The 18,148-nt window shown below is 58.4% G+C and carries 15 protein-coding genes; 4 read left to right on the forward strand and 11 right to left on the reverse strand.

Annotation, left to right across the window (positions count from 1 at the left end):
• Nucleotides 1-29 precede the first annotated feature (29 nt).
• From QMK52_RS24925 to codA, 3 genes are all read left to right on the forward strand, one after another.
• On the forward strand, nucleotides 30-653 hold the full coding sequence (locus QMK52_RS24925; RefSeq protein ID WP_005786854.1) for an NUDIX hydrolase: 624 nt from the start codon (nucleotides 30-32) through the stop codon (nucleotides 651-653).
• Between the two features lie 149 nt (nucleotides 654-802).
• Entirely contained in the window at nucleotides 803-2,071 is a 1,269-nt protein-coding gene (gene codB, locus QMK52_RS24930) for a cytosine permease (protein ID WP_194440403.1), read from the forward strand.
• 50 nt (nucleotides 2,072-2,121) lie between these two features.
• Nucleotides 2,122-3,357, forward strand: a complete 1,236-nt coding sequence (gene codA, locus QMK52_RS24935; protein ID WP_320403606.1) for a cytosine deaminase — start codon at nucleotides 2,122-2,124, stop codon at nucleotides 3,355-3,357.
• An 8-nt stretch (nucleotides 3,358-3,365) separates the two neighbouring features.
• Here the strand turns inward: codA and QMK52_RS24940 are convergent, their stop codons facing one another.
• From QMK52_RS24940 to tssI, 4 genes are read right to left on the reverse strand one after another with little or no spacing between them, the layout of a single operon-like run.
• The gene (locus tag QMK52_RS24940; protein WP_005786848.1) at nucleotides 3,366-5,510 is read right to left on the reverse strand and encodes a lipase family protein; all 2,145 of its coding nucleotides are present in this window, start codon (nucleotides 5,508-5,510) and stop codon (nucleotides 3,366-3,368) included.
• Between the two features lie 14 nt (nucleotides 5,511-5,524).
• Nucleotides 5,525-6,304, reverse strand: a complete 780-nt coding sequence (locus tag QMK52_RS24945; RefSeq protein ID WP_005786846.1) for a hypothetical protein — start codon at nucleotides 6,302-6,304, stop codon at nucleotides 5,525-5,527.
• Nucleotides 6,297-7,133, reverse strand: coding sequence for a DUF4123 domain-containing protein (locus QMK52_RS24950; protein WP_005786844.1), 837 nt, complete (start codon nucleotides 7,131-7,133; stop codon nucleotides 6,297-6,299). The genes QMK52_RS24945 and QMK52_RS24950 overlap by 8 nt, the downstream gene beginning before the upstream one ends.
• A complete protein-coding gene (gene tssI / locus QMK52_RS24955) occupies nucleotides 7,133-9,148 on the reverse strand; it encodes a type VI secretion system tip protein TssI/VgrG (RefSeq protein WP_320403607.1) in 2,016 nt (671 codons plus the stop codon). The genes QMK52_RS24950 and tssI overlap by 1 nt, the downstream gene beginning before the upstream one ends.
• 598 nt (nucleotides 9,149-9,746) lie before the next feature.
• Between tssI and QMK52_RS24960 the strand changes: the two genes are divergently transcribed.
• Complete coding sequence (locus tag QMK52_RS24960) at nucleotides 9,747-10,898, forward strand: MFS transporter (protein ID WP_005786838.1); 1,152 nt, start codon at nucleotides 9,747-9,749, stop codon at nucleotides 10,896-10,898.
• 1 nt (nucleotide 10,899) lies between these two features.
• On the opposite strand, the gene QMK52_RS24965 is transcribed toward QMK52_RS24960, so the two are convergent.
• The 7 genes from QMK52_RS24965 to QMK52_RS24995 form a co-directional block, all read right to left on the reverse strand.
• Nucleotides 10,900-11,562 carry a type III secretion effector protein gene (locus tag QMK52_RS24965; protein ID WP_232289413.1) on the reverse strand — a complete coding sequence of 221 codons (663 nt, stop codon included), beginning with the start codon at nucleotides 11,560-11,562 and terminating at the stop codon, nucleotides 10,900-10,902.
• 419 nt (nucleotides 11,563-11,981) lie between these two features.
• Nucleotides 11,982-12,299 carry a hypothetical protein gene (locus QMK52_RS24970; protein ID WP_005786834.1) on the reverse strand — a complete coding sequence of 106 codons (318 nt, stop codon included), beginning with the start codon at nucleotides 12,297-12,299 and terminating at the stop codon, nucleotides 11,982-11,984.
• 140 nt (nucleotides 12,300-12,439) lie between these two features.
• Nucleotides 12,440-13,429, reverse strand: coding sequence for a hypothetical protein (locus tag QMK52_RS24975; protein WP_005786832.1), 990 nt, complete (start codon nucleotides 13,427-13,429; stop codon nucleotides 12,440-12,442).
• A gap of 225 nt (nucleotides 13,430-13,654) precedes the next feature.
• Nucleotides 13,655-16,060: a TonB-dependent siderophore receptor gene (locus QMK52_RS24980; RefSeq protein WP_005786830.1), complete on the reverse strand. Its 2,406-nt coding sequence runs from the start codon at nucleotides 16,058-16,060 to the stop codon at nucleotides 13,655-13,657.
• 97 nt (nucleotides 16,061-16,157) lie between these two features.
• Nucleotides 16,158-17,108 (reverse strand): FecR family protein, encoded by a 951-nt coding sequence (locus tag QMK52_RS24985; protein WP_194440400.1) that lies wholly within the window; start codon nucleotides 17,106-17,108, stop codon nucleotides 16,158-16,160.
• 26 nt (nucleotides 17,109-17,134) lie between these two features.
• Nucleotides 17,135-17,632: a sigma-70 family RNA polymerase sigma factor gene (locus QMK52_RS24990; RefSeq protein ID WP_005786827.1), complete on the reverse strand. Its 498-nt coding sequence runs from the start codon at nucleotides 17,630-17,632 to the stop codon at nucleotides 17,135-17,137.
• 98 nt (nucleotides 17,633-17,730) lie between these two features.
• A complete protein-coding gene (locus QMK52_RS24995) occupies nucleotides 17,731-18,105 on the reverse strand; it encodes a c-type cytochrome (protein WP_087945280.1) in 375 nt (124 codons plus the stop codon).
• Nucleotides 18,106-18,148: the final 43 nt, after the last annotated feature.

Here is an 18,148-nt window from a genome sequence, read left to right on the forward strand (position 1 = left end):
TTTTTTGGAAATGCCTACAGGAGAACGTGATGGAAAACACCTGGCTGGCCCACGCCAAGCGCTTGCAGGCACTGGCTTCCACGGGGCTGCATTTCTGCACCGATGATTTCGAGCGCGAACGTCTGGAAGAAATTGCCCTGATCGCCCACACCATGCTGGCGCAGTTGGGCAGCGTGCCGCTGGAGCGTATCAACGGCCTGGTCTCGGATTTTGCCCAGAGATATTCGACGCCGATGGTCGATGTGCGCGGTGCAGTGATCGAAGGTGAGCGGATTTTGCTGGTACGGGAATCGACGGATGGCTGCTGGGCATTACCGGGTGGTTATGCCGACATCGGTTTGTCGGCGGCCGAGAACATTATCAAGGAAATCCGCGAAGAAGCCGGGCTGACGGTCACCGCAAGGGCGTTATACAGCGTGACGCACAAAGCCAAGGGCTTGTACCGGCCGGATGTGAGGGATTTCTACAAGTTGTACTTCCTGTGTGACCGGGTGGACCAACTCGCGCCCATGGCAGGTTTTGAAACCACCGAAGTCGGGTTTTTTACACTGGATGATCTGCCGCCCCTGTCTCGCGGGCGCACGATTGAAGGTGATCTTGAGGCGGCCTTTGCGTTTCATCGGGGTGAGACCACGCAGACGCTGTTCGACTGAGCCAGTTTGGCTCACCGCTGCACTGCTTCTGCACCGGATTGGGCTGGGGTAACTTGAAGGGGCTTGCTTGCGCTAGCTGATATCTACCCGCCTCTGCGTTGGCACGCACGATGCAAACGAGCTGCGTCACCACTCAGGGAGCAGCCCCCATGACGCAGCAACCACCTGGCAACGATTACCCCCTCAGCGAAGTCCCCCTGCATGCGCGCAAAGGCCTTGCGTCCACGGCCATGGTGTTGCTGGGTTTTACCTTTTTTACCGCAACCATGTTTGCCGGCGGCAAGCTGGGGGTGGCGTTCAGTTTCATCGACATGCTCGGCGTCGTGGCCCTGGGTAACCTGTTGTTGGGTATCTATGCCGCAGGCCTGGGTTACATCGCGTTCAAGAGTGGCCTGAATTCGGTGTTGATGGGGCGTTTCTGTTTTGGCGAAGTGGGCAGCAAGCTCAGCGACTTGATCCTCGGTTTTACCCAGATCGGCTGGTATGCCTGGGGCACTGCCACGGCGGCCGTAGTATTGGGCAAGTATTTCCAGCTGAGCCCAGGCAGTGTGCTGGGGTTGATGATGGTGTTTGGCTTATTGTTCTGCGCCACCGCCTATGTGGGGTATCGCGGGCTGGAAATCCTGTCCTGGGTCGCAGTGCCTGCAATGGGGTTATTGTTGATCCTGTCGATGTGGGTCGCCACGGTGAAAGTCGGCGGGCTACCGGGGCTGCTGGCGGTGGTGCCGACCGCAGAGTTGGACTTGTCCACGGCGATTACCCTGGTGTTCGGCACCTTCGTCAGCGGTGCGACCCAGGCCACCAACTGGACGCGGTTTTCGCGCTCGGCCAAGGTCGCGGTGCTGGCCAGCCTGATCGGCTTTTTTATCGGCAATGGCCTGATGGTGCTGATCGGCGCCTATGGCGCCATCGTCTATCAGCAACCGGATGTGGTAGAGGTTTTACTGCTGCAAGGTTTCGCCATGGCCGCGATGGCGATGTTGCTGCTCAATATCTGGAGCACCCAGGACAACACCATCTACAACTTCGCCGTCGCCGGTTGCAACCTGCTGCGCACCCAGCGCCGCAAAACAGTGACCCTGGCCGGTGCAGTAATCGGCACCCTGCTCGCCTTGCTTGGCATGTACGACCTGCTGGTGCCCTACCTGATCCTGCTGGGCACCGTGATCCCGCCGATTGGCGGGGTGATCATGGCGGACTTCTTCTATCGTTATGGCGGCCAATACCCGCGTCTGGCGGATGCTCGCCTGCCGGCATTCAACTGGCCAGGTCTGGTAGCGTATGGGGTGGGTACCGTACTGGCGTTCAATTCGCCATGGGTCGCGCCGCTGGTGGGAATTGTTGCCGCATCGCTGACCTACGTGTTGCTCAGCGCCATACTACGCATCATGACCGCCGGGGCATCGGTATCGCCTTGAGGATCCGGCGGCTGCCTGCCTGATTGTTTTTAGCCAAGAGGAACTTGACCATGCACATCATCAATGCCCGCCTGCGCAACCGTGAAGGCTTGCATGATCTGCACCTGGAACACGGCCGGATCGCCAGTATTACTGCGCAAACCAGCGTGCCCACGCTCGCGGCCGGCGATCTGGACGCCGCCGGCAACCTGGTGATACCGCCTTTCGTCGAACCCCACATCCACCTTGATGCCACGCTCACTGCCGGCGAACCGCGCTGGAACATGAGCGGTACGCTGTTCGAGGGGATCGAGTGCTGGGGGGAGCGCAAGGCCACCATTACCCAGGAAGACACCAAGGCCCGGGCCAAAAAAACCATCCAGGCCCTCGCCGCTCATGGTATCCAGCATGTGCGCACCCATGTCGACGTCACCGACCCGGACCTCACCGCGCTCAAAGCCATGCTGCAAGTGCGTGAAGAAAGCACGCACCTGATCGACCTGCAAATTGTTGCCTTCCCCCAGGAGGGCATCGAGTCGTTCCGCAATGGCCGCGAGTTGATGGAGGAAGCCATTCGCCTGGGCGCCGACGTAATCGGCGGCATCCCCCACTTCGAATACACCCGCGATCAAGGGGTCAGTTCGGTGAAGTTCCTCATGGACCTGGCCGAACGCACCGGTTGCCTGGTGGACGTGCATTGTGACGAAACCGATGACCCTCACTCACGCTTTCTCGAAGTACTTGCCGAAGAAGCCCGCAGCCGCGACATGGGCACCCGCGTCACCGCCAGCCACACCACGGCCATGGGCTCCTACGACAACGCGTACTGCGCCAAACTGTTTCGCCTGCTGGGGCATTCCGGCATCAGCTTTGTGTCTTGCCCCACCGAAAGCATCCACCTGCAAGGCCGCTTCGACAGCTTCCCGAAACGCCGCGGCGTCACCCGTGTCAACGAGTTGCTCGAAGCCGGCATGAACGTGTGTTTCGGCCAGGACTCCATCGTCGATCCCTGGTACCCGTTGGGTAACGGCAACATCCTGCGCGTGCTGGAAGCCGGCCTGCACATCTGCCATATGCTCGGCTACCGCAACCTGCAAAGCGCGCTGGACCTGGTCACCGACAACAGTGCCAAGGCCATGGCCCTGGGTGACCGCTACGGTCTGGAAGCCGGCCGCCCTGCCAACCTGCTGATCCTGTCGGCCGACAGCGACTACGAAGTCATTCGTAGCCAGGGCCTGCCCCTGTACTCGATCCGCAATGGCGAGGTGCTGATGAAGCGGCAACCGGCACAGGTGGAGTTTATGTAACCCGGTGGCTAGACGATGGAGTCGATATCCAGTGTTTGCGCCCTTGCCAGATCATCGTGGGAAGGCGGTGGGATGCTGGCAAATTGAGCAGGCTCGCGATTCTCACGGTGGCTGAACCAGCGTTTGAGGCTGGCTTGCAGGTGCGCGGCCCCCGCATGACTGCCGTAGACATCGCGGGCTTGAAGGCGGCGCCAGCGCAGGCTGGCCAGACGCTCGCGACTGGTATGTAAACGGTCGATCTCGGCGTTCAAGGCATCGCTGGTTTCATGGCTGCGATCATTGGCAGGGCGTCGATGGGCGAACTCACGCCGTTTGGCCCGCAGTTGCGCGCGCATGTCCTCAAGCGCCTGGTCGAGCAGCTCAAACTCCCTTGGAGTCACCAAGGGGCCTTGGCTATCCAGGGTTTGTTGCCAGCGGCGCAATGTAGCCCAGGCCGCGGGGATGTAGCTGGTGGTCATGAAGTGTTGACCGGACTGAAAAAGCTGCCTCAATAGATTGTCTCGGTCGGGCATGTCGCCCTGCAGTTGCAATGCGCGATTACAACCTGCCTCTTCGATGGACTCACAGCCCGGCTTCCATAACACCGAAGAATGGGTGCCGTCCGGGAGCGTGATCGGCATGAAGTGATGTTGTTCACCATGATGTTGATAGGGGTTGCCCCCCATGCGCACCAACCCGGCGGCGAACAACAGGCCACCGGGTGCAGGAGCACTGAATAACGTGATGGCCCCGGGTATCCAGAGTTTGGCGGTGGTGTTCATCCACGGGGCGGGGACACTAGGCACGGGGTCGTTGTGATTGACGATGCGGTGGTGGACCAGTGATGAAGCGCCGGCAGTGAATTCGGAGTCAGCGGCACGGGGCGCCCCATAGGTGTAAAGGAGGATGTTGTAGTGGGCGTCCGGCGTTCGGCGCAGTCCTTCGGCCAACAGCAATGCAATGGCGCCGCCAAGGCTGTGGCCGCAAATTACAATGCGCTGGCCGGTGTGAAACCTAGCAAGATAACCGAGTATGAAATTTTGCATGGCCCGAAACGCTTGATAAAACCCGAGATGCGCTTTACCAACACCCTCAACAAGGGAGACCTGATGGGCATCCGCATCACGCAAGACGTCGGCGCCGCTAGCCGTGCCACGCACAGCGATGAGAACAACCTCATTGTGATGACAGATGAATGCTTGAGTATCCGTACCAGACTCAACATCGTTAAAAAAATGAAGTCGCTCTGGGTGTTCAGGACTACCCAAGGTGTCACCCTGTCCGTACAACGCGGGATCAAAAGGCAAAATCTCAAATCGACGTGAATAGGCCACCTCTTCATACACTGGGAAAAAACGCTGTACTTGCTCTGAGTCGAATCTCCACGCTTCCTTGTAGCAAGACAGGTATTCGACAAATAAATTTCCGATACTTGGATCCAGTGGAAAGCTGACCTTATCCTCAGGCGCTGTCGAGGGTTCTTGACCAAACTCGCAGTAACTTAATGTAGCCATTAAAGCCAATTGGTAAAGATTTAAAGCACAAAATTGATCATGTATTGAAATGGCGGGGCGTAACGCTCGCAGAGGACGAACCTCCAACACCGTAAACCTCTTGGGAAACAGTACCAATCCATTGGAAGATAGTTCTGGAGGCCCAAACCCAAGGTCTGCCATCAATTTTTGCACATGCCGCCTTGGGTGGCGGGTTTGCGACGATCGTGGCGGCAGGTGAGCGCTATGTCGAACCAGATCACTCACTTCAACTTGATAAAAATGATCTGCATTCTGCCGTGCAGGATTATTTTCGCCATGCTGATCGTGGCTAACAAGAAAATGTGTTTGCTCGGCACGTACTTGAAGCTCAGTGATAGGCAAAGCGTAAAAGGATCGCGACATCAGCGACTGATAAAGCTCCTCCTGTCCCGAATACCGCTCCTCCATCACAAGGATTACGGGGCCACAGGAAAAATCCGCCACTCTGGCGAAACCCTCCCCGTTCAACCGACCTCTGTACTGTTGCCCCGCACCATCATAGATTGTGTAAGGCAGCCCCCCATAACCCTTACCACTCCCGGTTTCATCCACTAAGCAAAACGTCAACCAATGCCCTTTCAATGGGCAAGCAGGCATCCTGTCGTTGAAGAACTGCTGCTTCCATGCATCGTGTTCCATGAGTTTCCTCCTTATTAATCACAGGTCGGATAAATACTGCAAAGGCGCCCATCTGGCATTTTGAAAGCCTTGAAGTCAGAGACATTGCCACGACAAAATGCAAACATATCCTCCTGACTTTCGCCCTTGCAGCGCTTCCAGCCACCCGACACTTTTACCCAGTTATCCTCCACGGCTGGCAACTCATCTTCGGTTAATGCAAGCACCATTCTCAATGTCTTCCCGGACAATCCGCTACGAGAAACATGTCCGCCGGCTCGTACCTTCGTGGGCTGTCCACTTGCATTCAACGAATTACATCGAAGCACCTTGATAACGGCATGTTCAGGGCCAACAGTACGAAATAACCATTGGCATTGCCCAGGGAGCTCTTGAGGCCGAGTACCAAGCACTGAAAATATGCCAGGTCCTTGATTATCCAGAAAATAGATAGCCGCATAATCCCGCCCGATATCCGACCAGCGCGTGCCCCACGTCGCATTAATTGCAAACACAAGTTTGCGTAAAACAAGCGGGCAGCCTTCCACCTGTTGTGTTAATGGCACATCAAAACTCACTCTATTTGCCACTGACTTGCTGGCAGCCTTGAATATCTTCAGATTCGGACGTTTACCGCCTCGCCGGGTCAGCTCGCACATTTCTCCCGATGCTGGTGTGTATGACGCATCGCCAACAAGGCTGAATTGCGCCGGCAAATCCACCTCCAATGTAAAACTATCCACCACCCGCCCCGCGCACCCCGGAATCCCCGCCCCCCCAAGAACAAGCAACACCGCTGCCATCCACCTATTCATCGTTTTCCACCTCCCTGTGCCACTGCTCCACGACCCGTTCAAAATGCACTTCAGGTGTTTCCCCAGCCCGAGGCGGCCAATGAATAACGCTGCTTCGGATCGTCTCTTCCAACCGGCGCACCACCAGGAACGCCAACTGCTCGGGGCTGCGCCATTGCCAGGTCCGCGCCTGTTCCAGTATTTGGCTGAGCCAGACCCTGGGGTCCTGGAATTCGACCAATGCCGCCAGGTCCTCACTGTGCTCCGCGAGCAGATAACGCAGGATATTGGCGTGCAGGATGGCTTCGGCCTGTGGGTTTGGCGTATCCAGCCAGGGCGCTGGATCCGGTGCCGAGTAATCGCCCGGAGCAGGGTTTTCGCTTTGGTGCCAGCGCCCTTCATGCCAATAGCACACGCTGACCAGCGGCCCGAGATAGACCGGCCAGTGCTCCTTTGATAGATGGAGCAAGGCGCGGGCCAGGGTGCGGTTGTCGTGAATACGATAGAGCGCCCGCTGCCCCGTCGGCCCCACCAGCAGCCTGTCGCGCCAATGTCGCGTTGCACCCGCCAAGTCGGCAGCGGATAGGCTAAAGAGCCATCCCCAGTTCGACTCGGGATGTTGCAGCAGGTCGATCAGTGCGGGCTCGTTCATTTGTTCCAGCAATAGGATCAGCGGGCCAGAACTCGCCAACTGCGCCGCATCGGTCTCGCTGTAGAGGTTGCAATAACGCGACAGATCGCGCCCTGCCAGCAGCGGTTGGCTAGCCTCATGACTCCCCTCAAGCATCAGGCATAGGTGGTAGCCTTGTTGCTGCTGTCGGGCCATCCATCGAGTGACCAGACTGTCCATCAAGCTGCCCTCCCCGCAATATCGCACTGACCTTCGCGGCAGCATTCGCACAGCGGGCAAAAGTCCGCACCCAGTTTTTTAGCCAAATCCATGATGACGCCTTGCGCTGCAGAAATTTGCGCGCCGGCAACTGGCGGGGGCGTTACCGAGCGCGTTGCGGACGGTGAACCGCCCAGGATGATGGGCCGGCTGCTGAAAATACCGCCGGCCTGAATCAGCAGGTGCTCTCCGCCAGCCTTCAGGCTCAGTTGCGCACCCGCATCAATCACCAGGTTGGCACCAGCCTTGAGATGAACCTGTTGTCCGGCTTCGATCACCAGGGTCTGAGCAACACGGGTCAGGCTATCGCCCTGTACGTCGAGGTGGTCGTGCGCCTCGAGCACAACCTTGCGAGCACCAAGAACATGGCGACGCTCCTCACTTTCCAACCGAACCGTACTGGTTCCCCGAATGACTTCATGCCGTTCCCCTGCCACTTCCAGGCGGCTGTCATGCCCCACCCGTTGTTCCAGATCACGCTGGGCGCGCAGGTAGATGAGCTCTTCGCCACTGCGGTCTTCCAGATGCAGCTCATTGCCACCGCTACCGCCTGGGGAACTACGGCTGCGCAGTACCGTGCGTGTCTTGTGCTGTGGCAAGGGGTAAGCCGGCAAGTGCAACGCATTGGGCAAACAGCCGTTGACCAAAGGTTGGTCCGGGTCGCCTTCCAGGAAGCTCACCAGCACTTCCATGCCTACCCTGGGAATGACCAGCGCGCCAAATCCGTCACCGGCCCAGCCCGAAGTCACCCGCAGCCAACAGCTGCTCGTATCGTCGTTTTTGTCCAGGCGATCCCAATGAAAGCGCACCTTCACCCGGCCATAGGCATCGCAATGCACGTCCTCTCCAACGGGCCCGGTTACCGTTGCGGTCTGGCTGCTACTGATCGTCGGCTTGGGGTGCTTGAGGGCCGGGCGATGTACTGCGCGCCAGGGGGTTGCAGTGAATCGGTTGCGATAGCCCTGAAACCCGCTGGCCTCGAATGCCGACTCTTCCAACACCTGCGGCTGGCAGCCCTCATGACGCACCGACGTCAGCAACCATAAGTCATTGCAGGCTGGATCCGGGTGACCGCACAGTTCAAGAAAGTGACCACTGCGTAACGCGGGTTGATCGCTTTTGCCCAACACCCGATGGCGATCACGCTGATGGCGCTCCAGGCCACGTCGCGCCAGTTGCGCCCCCCGGGCACGGCCGGTGAAACCACCGGGGCATTCATAGTCTTCCCATGGTTCTGCCGTTTTGGCACCGGCCTGTTCTTGCAGGCAAAACGAAGGATGCTCAAAGTCATAGTCTCGACGCACGGTTCGCTGACTGCGTGCTTGCAAACGCCGGTCGAAGCGCTGGACCACCCGGGCCTCGAGCGCCGGATCACCCGACGAGCAATAACGCTGCACCGCCAGCCGTCGAAATACCGTCTGGTCGTCACCGAATACCAGCAGATGGTTATCCACGCTGTGGCGAAAATGGTAGTGAATACCCTCCTCTTCACACAGCCGCTGTATAAAGTGCAGGTCGGATTCCCTGTACTGCACGCAAAACACCCGAGGTGGATACACCACCGGTCCAAGCTCGAAGGCATAGGCGTCGGCAAGGATCCCGTGGTGTTCAAGGACCGTTGCAATGATCTGCGGCACGCTGCGTTGCTGGAATATCCGCTGGTCGCGACGATGGGCAAGGCAGGCCAGGCGCGGGGCGAGGGTCAGGTGATAACGGGTGAGCCGCACGCCAGGGTCATCTCGACCGATGGCGTAGACCTGCCCATGCAGCCCCTGCTCCGCTTCGCCAAAGTCCAGATAGGCGGGTTGATGAAGAAGCGCCTCCAAATCGAAGGAAGGGTCTTCGCTGACCAGTTGCACATGTATGAAGTAAGGCTGATCGAGGGCTTCAGTGCCTTTGAATGCCACTACCTGAAAGTCTGTGGTTATGCCTGGAAGAACCAATTTGAAACGTGACGAAACAAACGCGTTAACCATCCTTTGTTACCCGCCATCAACTTTTCAACTGAACGACTCCCCCTCGCCAATACCTGATGGATTGCGAAAAAAAGCACCTGAACAGCCTAAAGCTTAGCGATTTCCCGCGCTTTTCGGCGCTTACCCAATAAAAAAGAAGTTTCGTACACCGAAGATGGAAGTGTCGCTTATAAAGCAAGACATACAGCCAATGAGCCATCTAAGAACAACAAGAAAACTCTTACGCGAGTTTATATCTGAATAACCAAGTTCCGAAGAAACAGCTGACATCTGCCCACCAACGTTATCGGACAGGGGAAGCGTATTACAGAACCTCCAACCTGTGGGAAGTGGACTGGAAGGTGGTAATCCGTCGCAAGAAACCTGGGGTTCAGCCACCCTCACGAGGATTACGCACCTTCCAGACCACCGCCTACAGGTTCAATCACTCCTGTGTGGTTATCAGCCACCAAAGCGTTCCGGCTCTGTAAAAAAATAATTTTCTCAATCCGTATTTTTAATCCCGAACGCGGAGGGAACCCGGCTCGCTCCAGAGGGCCTGATGTGCAAGGATGTAACACTGAACATCGCTCGATGAACGCAAAACCAAGGACTTTTCATGACTGCCATCCCCACCCCTGCGCCCGTAATTCCCGGGCGGCTGGAGCAGATGTCGACGCGCATCGCTTTCTTTATCGCTGGCTTCGGTATCGCCGCCTGGGCGCCGTTGGTGCCGTATGCCAAAGCGCGCGCCGATCTGAATGAAGGCACGCTTGGCCTGCTGCTGTTGTGCCTGGGAGTTGGCTCGATCATCGCGATGCCGGCAGCAGGCGCCTTGGCATCGCGCTACGGCTGCCGTCGCGTGCTGACCGCGGGGACGCTCATGATCTGCCTGGCCCTGCCGATGCTGGCCACGGTCAGTTCGATCCCGTTGTTGATCGCAGGGTTGTTCCTGTTCGGCGCGGGCTTGGGCACCGTGGATTCCACCGTCAATCTGCAAGCGGTGATTGTCGAGCGCGCCAGTGGTAAAACCATGATGTCGGGCTTCCATGGTTTGTTCAGCCTGGGGGGCATCGTCGGCGCAGCGGGGGTTGCCGGGTTGCTGGGCCTGGGCCTGTCGCCACTTGAGGCGACGCTGGTAGTAGTGGTTATCATGGTTGTGGCGCTGCTCAAGGCCGCACCGCACCTCCTGCCTTATGGCAGTGAAAGCTCCGGCCCGGCGTTTGCGGTGCCACATGGAGTGGTGTTGTTTATCGGTTGCCTGTGTTTCATCGTGTTCCTGGCCGAAGGTGCCGTGCTGGATTGGAGTGCTGTATTCCTCAGTGCCGAGCGCGGCCTGGATGAAGCTTACGCCGGCCTTGGCTACGCGGCATTTGCCTTGACCATGACCGCTGGGCGTTTGACCGGTGATGCCATTGTCCGACGCCTGGGGGCAACGCGAGTGATCGTGATCGGGGGCACCTTGGCGTGTGTCGGCCTGCTCATCGCGACGCTATTACCCGCCTGGGAAACTGCATTGCTTGGATACGCATTGGTGGGTGCCGGGTGTTCGAATATCGTGCCGGTGCTGTATACCGCCGTCGGCAAACAAAAGGTCATGCCGGAGCATATTGCGGTGCCGGCCATCACCACGCTCGGTTATGCCGGCATTCTCGCCGGCCCTGCGGTGATCGGTTTTATCGCCCATGGCAGCAGCCTGAGCACCGCCTTTGTATTGATAGCAGTGTTGCTGGCGGCCGTGGCCATCAGCGGCAAAATCCTCAAGGTATAAGTCAGCGCGCTTTGCGAGCATCGTCCTGCTCCCGCCAGCGCTCGAGGCTTTTGTTGCTCAGCCACCCCTCTTTGTGGGGGGGCCCAAACAGTCGCGTGCCGTTGGCACGTTCCAATGAGGGCAGCAAACCTGGGCGTTCGAAAATGTTCTTCGCCGTGTAGACACACAACTCACTGTATTGGGGCCTGGGCATGCCGGTAGACGTGTCCAGTACAGGGCTGCCCTGCTGATCAACTTCGTAAGGGTCCTGCATGACCGCCTTGAGCTTGGCAATCTCAACGTACTGGTGTTGTTCGAACAGGAAGGTGCGATCCATTGTCTTGTCTCTCAACTGTTCAAACTGGCTTTGCAGCGCTTGCACCACTTGCGCGTTGCCATGGGTATGAAACGGATCCTGGCTGAACACACTCGCCGAGCTGTTGCCATGCAAAGCCTGGGCTGCCGCACTGAGGCTGTCACGCGTGATATCGCCGTCGCGGCTGAAGATGGTGTCGCTTAACCGCGCACGCTTGAGAATTTCCCTGACGACCTGAATGACGCCGTCCAGTGCCTCGTTTTCACCCATGGGTTGAGCGGCGATCCGCTGCAATGACATCCAGGTCAAGCGCCCCTCATTAAGGAAGGGGTGCAACAGACCAAAGGCTTTTTCAAGGGCCTTTGCCAATTGCTTGTCCGTTGAAGTTTCACCCGGCAAGGAACTGCTCGCCCGTTCAGCGGGGAAGTTCTGCAGGTCTCGATGACTTAGAGCGGATAACGTTCCGCGCAAAAGAGTGGGCTGGCGAGAGATTCCTCGCTCCGACACGCAAGAGGCTTCCTGCCAAGTGACCGGTGATAGCGACGTTGCTCGCGCGGCTGATCCGCCAGGGGCGAGAGGCCGACCGGGAGGTAGTACACCCTCGATTTTCATGGGTTTTCTCCAACTCTATTCAGATGCATATCCGCTTGGTGACCTGTGTCGGAATGACAAGATCAACGAATGGATTCCACTCGGACAAGCACCTCATGTGTGGTTGGAGGGAGACGGCAGTTCCGGATGAGTAGCGAATACCAATGACAATATGTAAAAGCCCAGGCGAGGCAGCATCAACCTGACTTTCGACTACGCCACCACGTCGTCAGGCTATTGATCAGCCCGGTGCTTTTCAGTGAATCGGCGCGGGCCACTGGAACCTGGCGGTCAGCCAACATGCCCCGGGAAAAATCATCCGCAACGGGCGCCTGAAATTTTCGCTCGCCGGCAAACGCTTTCATGCGGCGGGCTTGGGCCACATATTCCTGCGCTGCAGTGGGCATACCTTCTGATACTCCGCCCTTGTCGGAGAGCGAAGGTTTTACTTGCTGGTTGTTTTGCAGAAGTTCAAGGCGGCAGGATTGGGAGGAATTAAACGAAGTTGAAGTCATGTGTTTTCCCTCAGGCGAAATCTGAAAAGCGGTGGGCCGATGCACCACCGCAGTTACCACCTATGTGGCAAATAAGCGTAAGCCGTTCCTTAAATAATTTAATCAGGCGCCGTTTTCGCAGCGCAGCGCCTGAAAGTGGGTTATTGCGACAGTAAGGCCAATGCTTTGCGACGGATCTTTCCATCACCGTCGGCACTGACGAGGTTATCCATCAGTTTGAGCAGGTCGCCCCGTTTCATGACTGCCTGGGCCAATTGGATCAGGTGATCCTTGGCTGCATCGCCCGTGAGCTCCTGACTTGCAAGTTTCCTCAAGTCTTTGAATTTCAGGTGGGGCCCGCCGCTCCCATCCTTGAGTTCATCGAAATGCTCGAGCATTTCAGCGGCCAATTCCTTGTCAGTCTTGTACTTGAAGTAGTTATCTCCCTGGATAACCGCGTTCAGGCTTTTCCAATCAATAAGATCATTCAACGCACCGGTGCGACCGTCCCGGTCAAGCGCCGCCATCAGTTCCGGACGTCGCAGCAGCTCATTGGCCAAGCGGGTGTTTTCCCTCATGACCGGGTTAGGTGACCATCCTCGTTTCGCCATCGCAAGAATGCTGTCAACGCTGATAGACCCAGGGTTATTTGGATCTCTAAACGCGTTGAAACTGTCGCGCAATTGCTGCGCCAACTCTTCGTTACTCTTTAATGAGTATTGCGGGTCCGGCCTGCCGGGGGCGACCGGATAAGGCCTACCCCCTGCGGTAGGGTCGGGGCGCGGCGGTGGATTGCTTGCCCCGGGGTTGGGCCTTGGCGGCGGGTTGCTGCAGCCCGGATGCATGGGCGGCCGATGCCCCAGGAACCAATGACTGAGCCAGCGCTTGAGTTGGCTCAGTAAGTGATGCAGCCCGGGAGGGTTGTGTTGATGGCCAAGCACATCAGCCGCGGTTGTTGCCGGCTGATGGTGATCGAACACCGGCCCGGCCTTGTTTTCCGCGCTCGGGAAGTTGACATGGGCAGCTCGCTGATCATTGAAAGAAGGCGCAGCAGGGGCCTCGCGAGTGTGTTTGACGACGGCCTTGCCAGTGACTTGTGAAAGGTCTGGCGTTTTTGAAGCAGAGACGGATGTATCCATCGATACCGACATAGGTTTCTCCATTGCAGTAGGCGCGATTTTCAGCTTGTCGCTCCAACACAGTGTCGAAGCCCATCAGCTTTCCCATGTGTGGTTTTGTGTCGGAAACAGTTCCTGACGCAGCAACAGTATGTGCTTTGGCGGTGTAGGAAACACATCAGGCAGGCTTGCGTTACGCCTGGCGCAGGCAAAAAAAATCGCAACCCTTGGGCTGCGATTTTTGCCATCCATCGAAGATCAGAATCCAACGCTTGCCTGTACGAAGAACGTGCGTGGCTCGCCCAGGTATATCCCGGCGTTGTTGTCGCTGGAGCGCGTGTAATGTTGCTGGTCGAAGAGATTTTTCACCCCCACGCCAAGTTTCAGGTTCGACAGTTGCGCGCCGAAGTCATAACCGCTGCGCACGTTGACCGAAACATAGCCCGGAATATCACCGTACTGGCCGTCAGCGGTGCCTTGAGTGATATAGGTGGTGCCGGTGCCTGGCGCACGCTGGCCAGACTGGGCATAGACGTCCAGGTTGTGCGTCCAGTGGTTGACATCGTAACGCAGGCCCAGGGTCGCCACTTCACGGGAATACAGCGGCAGATCGCGGCCCTTGAACGGTACGTCGCCCTCGGAGGTGGCCTTGGTATAGGTAAAGCCGGCGTTGGCGGTCAGGCCGTCGAGGCGCGGGTCAAGATTGGACAGGTCGTAGTGGGCCGACGCTTCGATACCAGCGTGCTTGGTGGCGCCGAGGTTGGTCCAGCCTACGTCATTGCTGACGTATTGCAGTTCATCCGAGAAGTCGATGTAGAACAGCGTCACTTCGCCGCCCCAGATGCTGTCGTTGTAGCGCGTCCCGATCTCGTAGGTCTTGGCTTTTTCCGGGTTCAGACCGTTGGCGGTCTGGTTGCCGGTACCGCCCTGCCCCAACTGGAAATACTGCAAGCTGCCGAAGGAGGTTTCATAGTTGGCGAACAGTTTCCATGCGTCGCTGACGTGGTACATCACGCTCAGGGCCGGTAGCGGTTCATTGTTGTGAATCTCGCGGCGTTTTTCCTCGGTACGCTTGCCGTTCAGGGCCACGACCGGGCGGTCATGCCATTCGGTGCGGATGTCTTCAAAGCGGATGCCCGGCGTGATGGTCCACTGGCCGATGTCGATTTTGTTGTCGATGTAGAACGCGCTGGCTTCGGTGCCGCCGGTGCGGTCTTGATAAACGTGGCCGTCGTTCTGCCCACCTGGCGTGGGTACGTTGTTGACCAGGTTCAGGCTGGTGGCCTGCTCATGCATGCCTTCCTTCAAATAGCGGTAGCCAACGCTGACTTCCTGCGTGCTGGGGCCCACATCGAACACATGAGACACCCGTGGCTCGATGCCGAAGGTGTAGTAGGTGCGTGGGTAGGAACTGAGGGTTTTCAGATCGCGGTTGGCGATGTTGCTGCCTCGGAAGCTGTCGGAATAGTAGGTCAGCACTTCAGCCTGGGTACGGTCGTCGATCTGGCGGATGTACTTGAAGGACACGTCCTTGCGGCGGCCGCTGAAGTTGTCCCAGTCGCGCACCGACTGGTACGGGTTGGCGTCAAACTGCTTCTGGGTCAGGCCACCGGGCATGTCGGCGCTGGCATCGTAATAGTGGAAGTTGAGCGAGAAGTCATCTTGATCAGTCGGCGCCCAGTGGGTCTTGAAGATTACATCGTCAATGTCGTTGGAATTGTTGCTGTTGCGATAGCCGTTGCCATTGACCCCGGAGTACAGCAACGCGGCGCCGATGCCGTTGTCGGCGGTGCCGCCGATAAACGCATTTTCGACGTGCTTCCAGCCACCGTGGGCGGACGTTTGCAGGGTGGTGCCGACTTCCCCGGAGAATTTTTCCGGGATGGCGCGGGTCACGAAATTGATCACACCGCCGACGTTCTGTGGGCCATAGCGCACGGACCCGGCACCACGCACGACGTCGATGCTGTCCAGGTTACCGGCGGAAATGGGCGCCATCGACAGTTGCGGTTGGCCGTACGGGGCGAAGGCTGCCGGTACGCCGTCAATCAGCACGGTCGAGCGTGGCGACAGGCGTGAGGTCAAGCCGCGTACGCCGACGTTGAGAGAAATATCGCTGCCCCCGGTGCCGTTGGATTCCTGTACCTGCACGCCAGGCACGCGGCGCAATACGTCACCGACGTTCATCGCGCCCTGCTCCACCATGGCTTCGCGGCGCACCACCGTGCGTGCACCCGCATGGTTTTGCACCACGGCGGCGTCGGCATCGCCGAGCCAGTCACCCACCACCTTGATGTCGGTGACGCCCAGTTCCAGCGGCGAGCCAGCTTCGCCAGTGCCGGCGCTCAGCGTGCGCAAGGTTACGGAGCCTGCGTCGATCTGGTAATCCAGCCCACTGCCTTGCAGCAATTGGCGCAGGGCTTGTTCAGGCGAGAGGTTGCCATCCACTGCTGGGGCTTGCTTGCCGGCGACCATGTCGGGGCTGAAGAACACTTGCAGGGAGGTCTGCTGGCCCAGTTGGCTCAAGGCTGCGCCCAGGGGCTGGGCGCGAATATGAATGCCTTCGCCAGCCTGTGCGGCAGGCAGCGCGATGCTGACTGCAATAGCCAGGGCGAGAGGCGCCCAGCGGGAGATTTTATTGTTGTGGAGGGCGAGTTTTTTCACGTCGAACCTAGTCCTGTGATCGCAAAAGTGTGCGGCTGTTAATGCAAACCAGTTGCAGTTGCAGGAGAAGACGAATAACGCGAAAAAAACCTGAATGTCAGCGTGAAATAATTTCCTGGCTGCCGTCCGGCAAGGTGCGCAAGGCAACCGGCAGAATATGTGGCAAGGCTTTGAGCAGGGCGTCGGTGTCACTGGCGTTGAACACGCTGGTCAGACGCAGGTTGCCCACCGCTGCCGTGGTGACGCGCAACGGTTGCTCGCGATAGCGCGACACTTCCCGCGCCACTTCGGCCAGGCTAGCGTTGTTGAACACCAGTTTGCCGGTGCGCCATGCGGTCAGCTCTTCAGGGTTTACGGCGTAGGCCGCAGCCACTTCGCCCTGAGTATCGACATGAGTGCCCCGGCCGGCGGTGAGCGTCACGACTTGAGCCGACGCTCGTCCCTGCACCTTGACGGTGCCGGTCTCGACCACCACGCGGGTGCGGTCGTCATCGCGACGCACATCGAAGCGTGTGCCGGTGACCGTCACCTGCCCTGCCCCGGCGGCCACCACGAACGGGCGACTGACGTCGTGCTCGACACTGAACATCGCCTCACCCTGCTTGAGCTCAATGCCCCGCCGACCTTTTTCGTAGTGAACCGCAACCACACTGCGGCTGTTGAGGTCCATCACAGAACCGTCGGGCAAGGCCACCTGGCGCTGCTCGCCCACCCGGGTAGTGAACTCGGCGCTGTACGGCTTGGACTGGCCCAGCCCGCTGAACAAACCCAGGCCCACGGCAATGGCAACCACACCGGCCGCTACCGCATAACGCAGCACCGCGCCACCTCTGGGGCGCTCGGCCGGCGCATCGCACAAAGCCTGCAAACGGGGTTGGGGCAGCAGATCGGTGGCGCTCCACAGCCCTTGCAGCACATCGAATTCATATTGGTGTTCGGGCTGCTCGGCACGCCAGGCCTCGAAACGTCGCCGTTCTTCGGCGTTCAACGGGCCGTCTTGCAGGCGCACAAACCATTGTGCCGCTTCGTCACGGACACGCTTATCCATCGTGGAAGATCCTGTTTCAATGCGGGTCATGGCGCCATTGCATCCAGGCGGTCACGCAGATGCCGCAGGGTGCGGATCATATACTTCTCCACCATGTTTTTAGACAGCCCCAGGCGCACGGCGATTTCCTGCTGGGTGAGCCCCTCGATTTTCTGCCAGATAAAAATCTTGCGACAGTTGAGCGGCAACTCGACCAGGGCCCGCTCGATGGAGTCAGCCAACTGAATCGCGTGCATGTAATGCTCCGGATCACCGCTGTGGGGGGCGTGATCAGCGGCCTGCAACATCAACGCCTCGCGACGTTCTTCGCGCCGGTAGGCGTCCACCGCGATATTGCGCGCGGTTTGATGCAGGTAGGCGCGTGGTTGTGCAACCTCGCTGGCGTGGGACTCGAGCACTCGCACAAAAGTGTCGTGGGTCAGGTCCTCGGCTTGCTGACGGCTCCTCAAGCGGCGCGTCCACGTGCCGATCAACTCTTCGTAGTGCTCGAAAAAGCCTGTTCTGCGGGGCGGCTGAGGAATCATCGCGAAGGCACTGAGGAGGCGGGGCGTGAATAGTAATGTTTCCTATTAAGCAGGGCAATTGCTGTCCATCGGCGGTACGCCCGCCGCACTCAAACCCCTCAACTTTTTGAAATCACACTACTCATGTATTGATGCAGATCGCGGAAATCCTGAACGCTCCACGCGTGCGGCGCTATCTTCACACCGTTGTCCTTCAACGTCTTTGGAATCAGGTTGCCATTTGGGCGAAGTATTATCGACGACACGATCACGCCCGGATAATCATGCAGCCGTTGTTTGAACGCGGCGGTTGTAAGGTCGGGCGTGGGGGGATTGCTTTTTTTAGCCAATGGCCCGGAGGCCTTTATATCGGGGCCATGGCACACGGCGCATCGCTGTAGATAGAGCGTTTTTCCGTTGCTGTTTTCCGCAACGGCCAGTGATGTCTGAGCCAGTGGTAAAACGGCTGATAAGCCAATGAGTAAACGTTTCATCCTTGAGGTGCGTGTCGACATACACATTCCTTTGCTCCATCCC

The organism is Pseudomonas sp. P9_2 (assembly GCF_034008255.1).
Classification (GTDB): domain Bacteria; phylum Pseudomonadota; class Gammaproteobacteria; order Pseudomonadales; family Pseudomonadaceae; genus Aquipseudomonas; species Aquipseudomonas synxantha_A.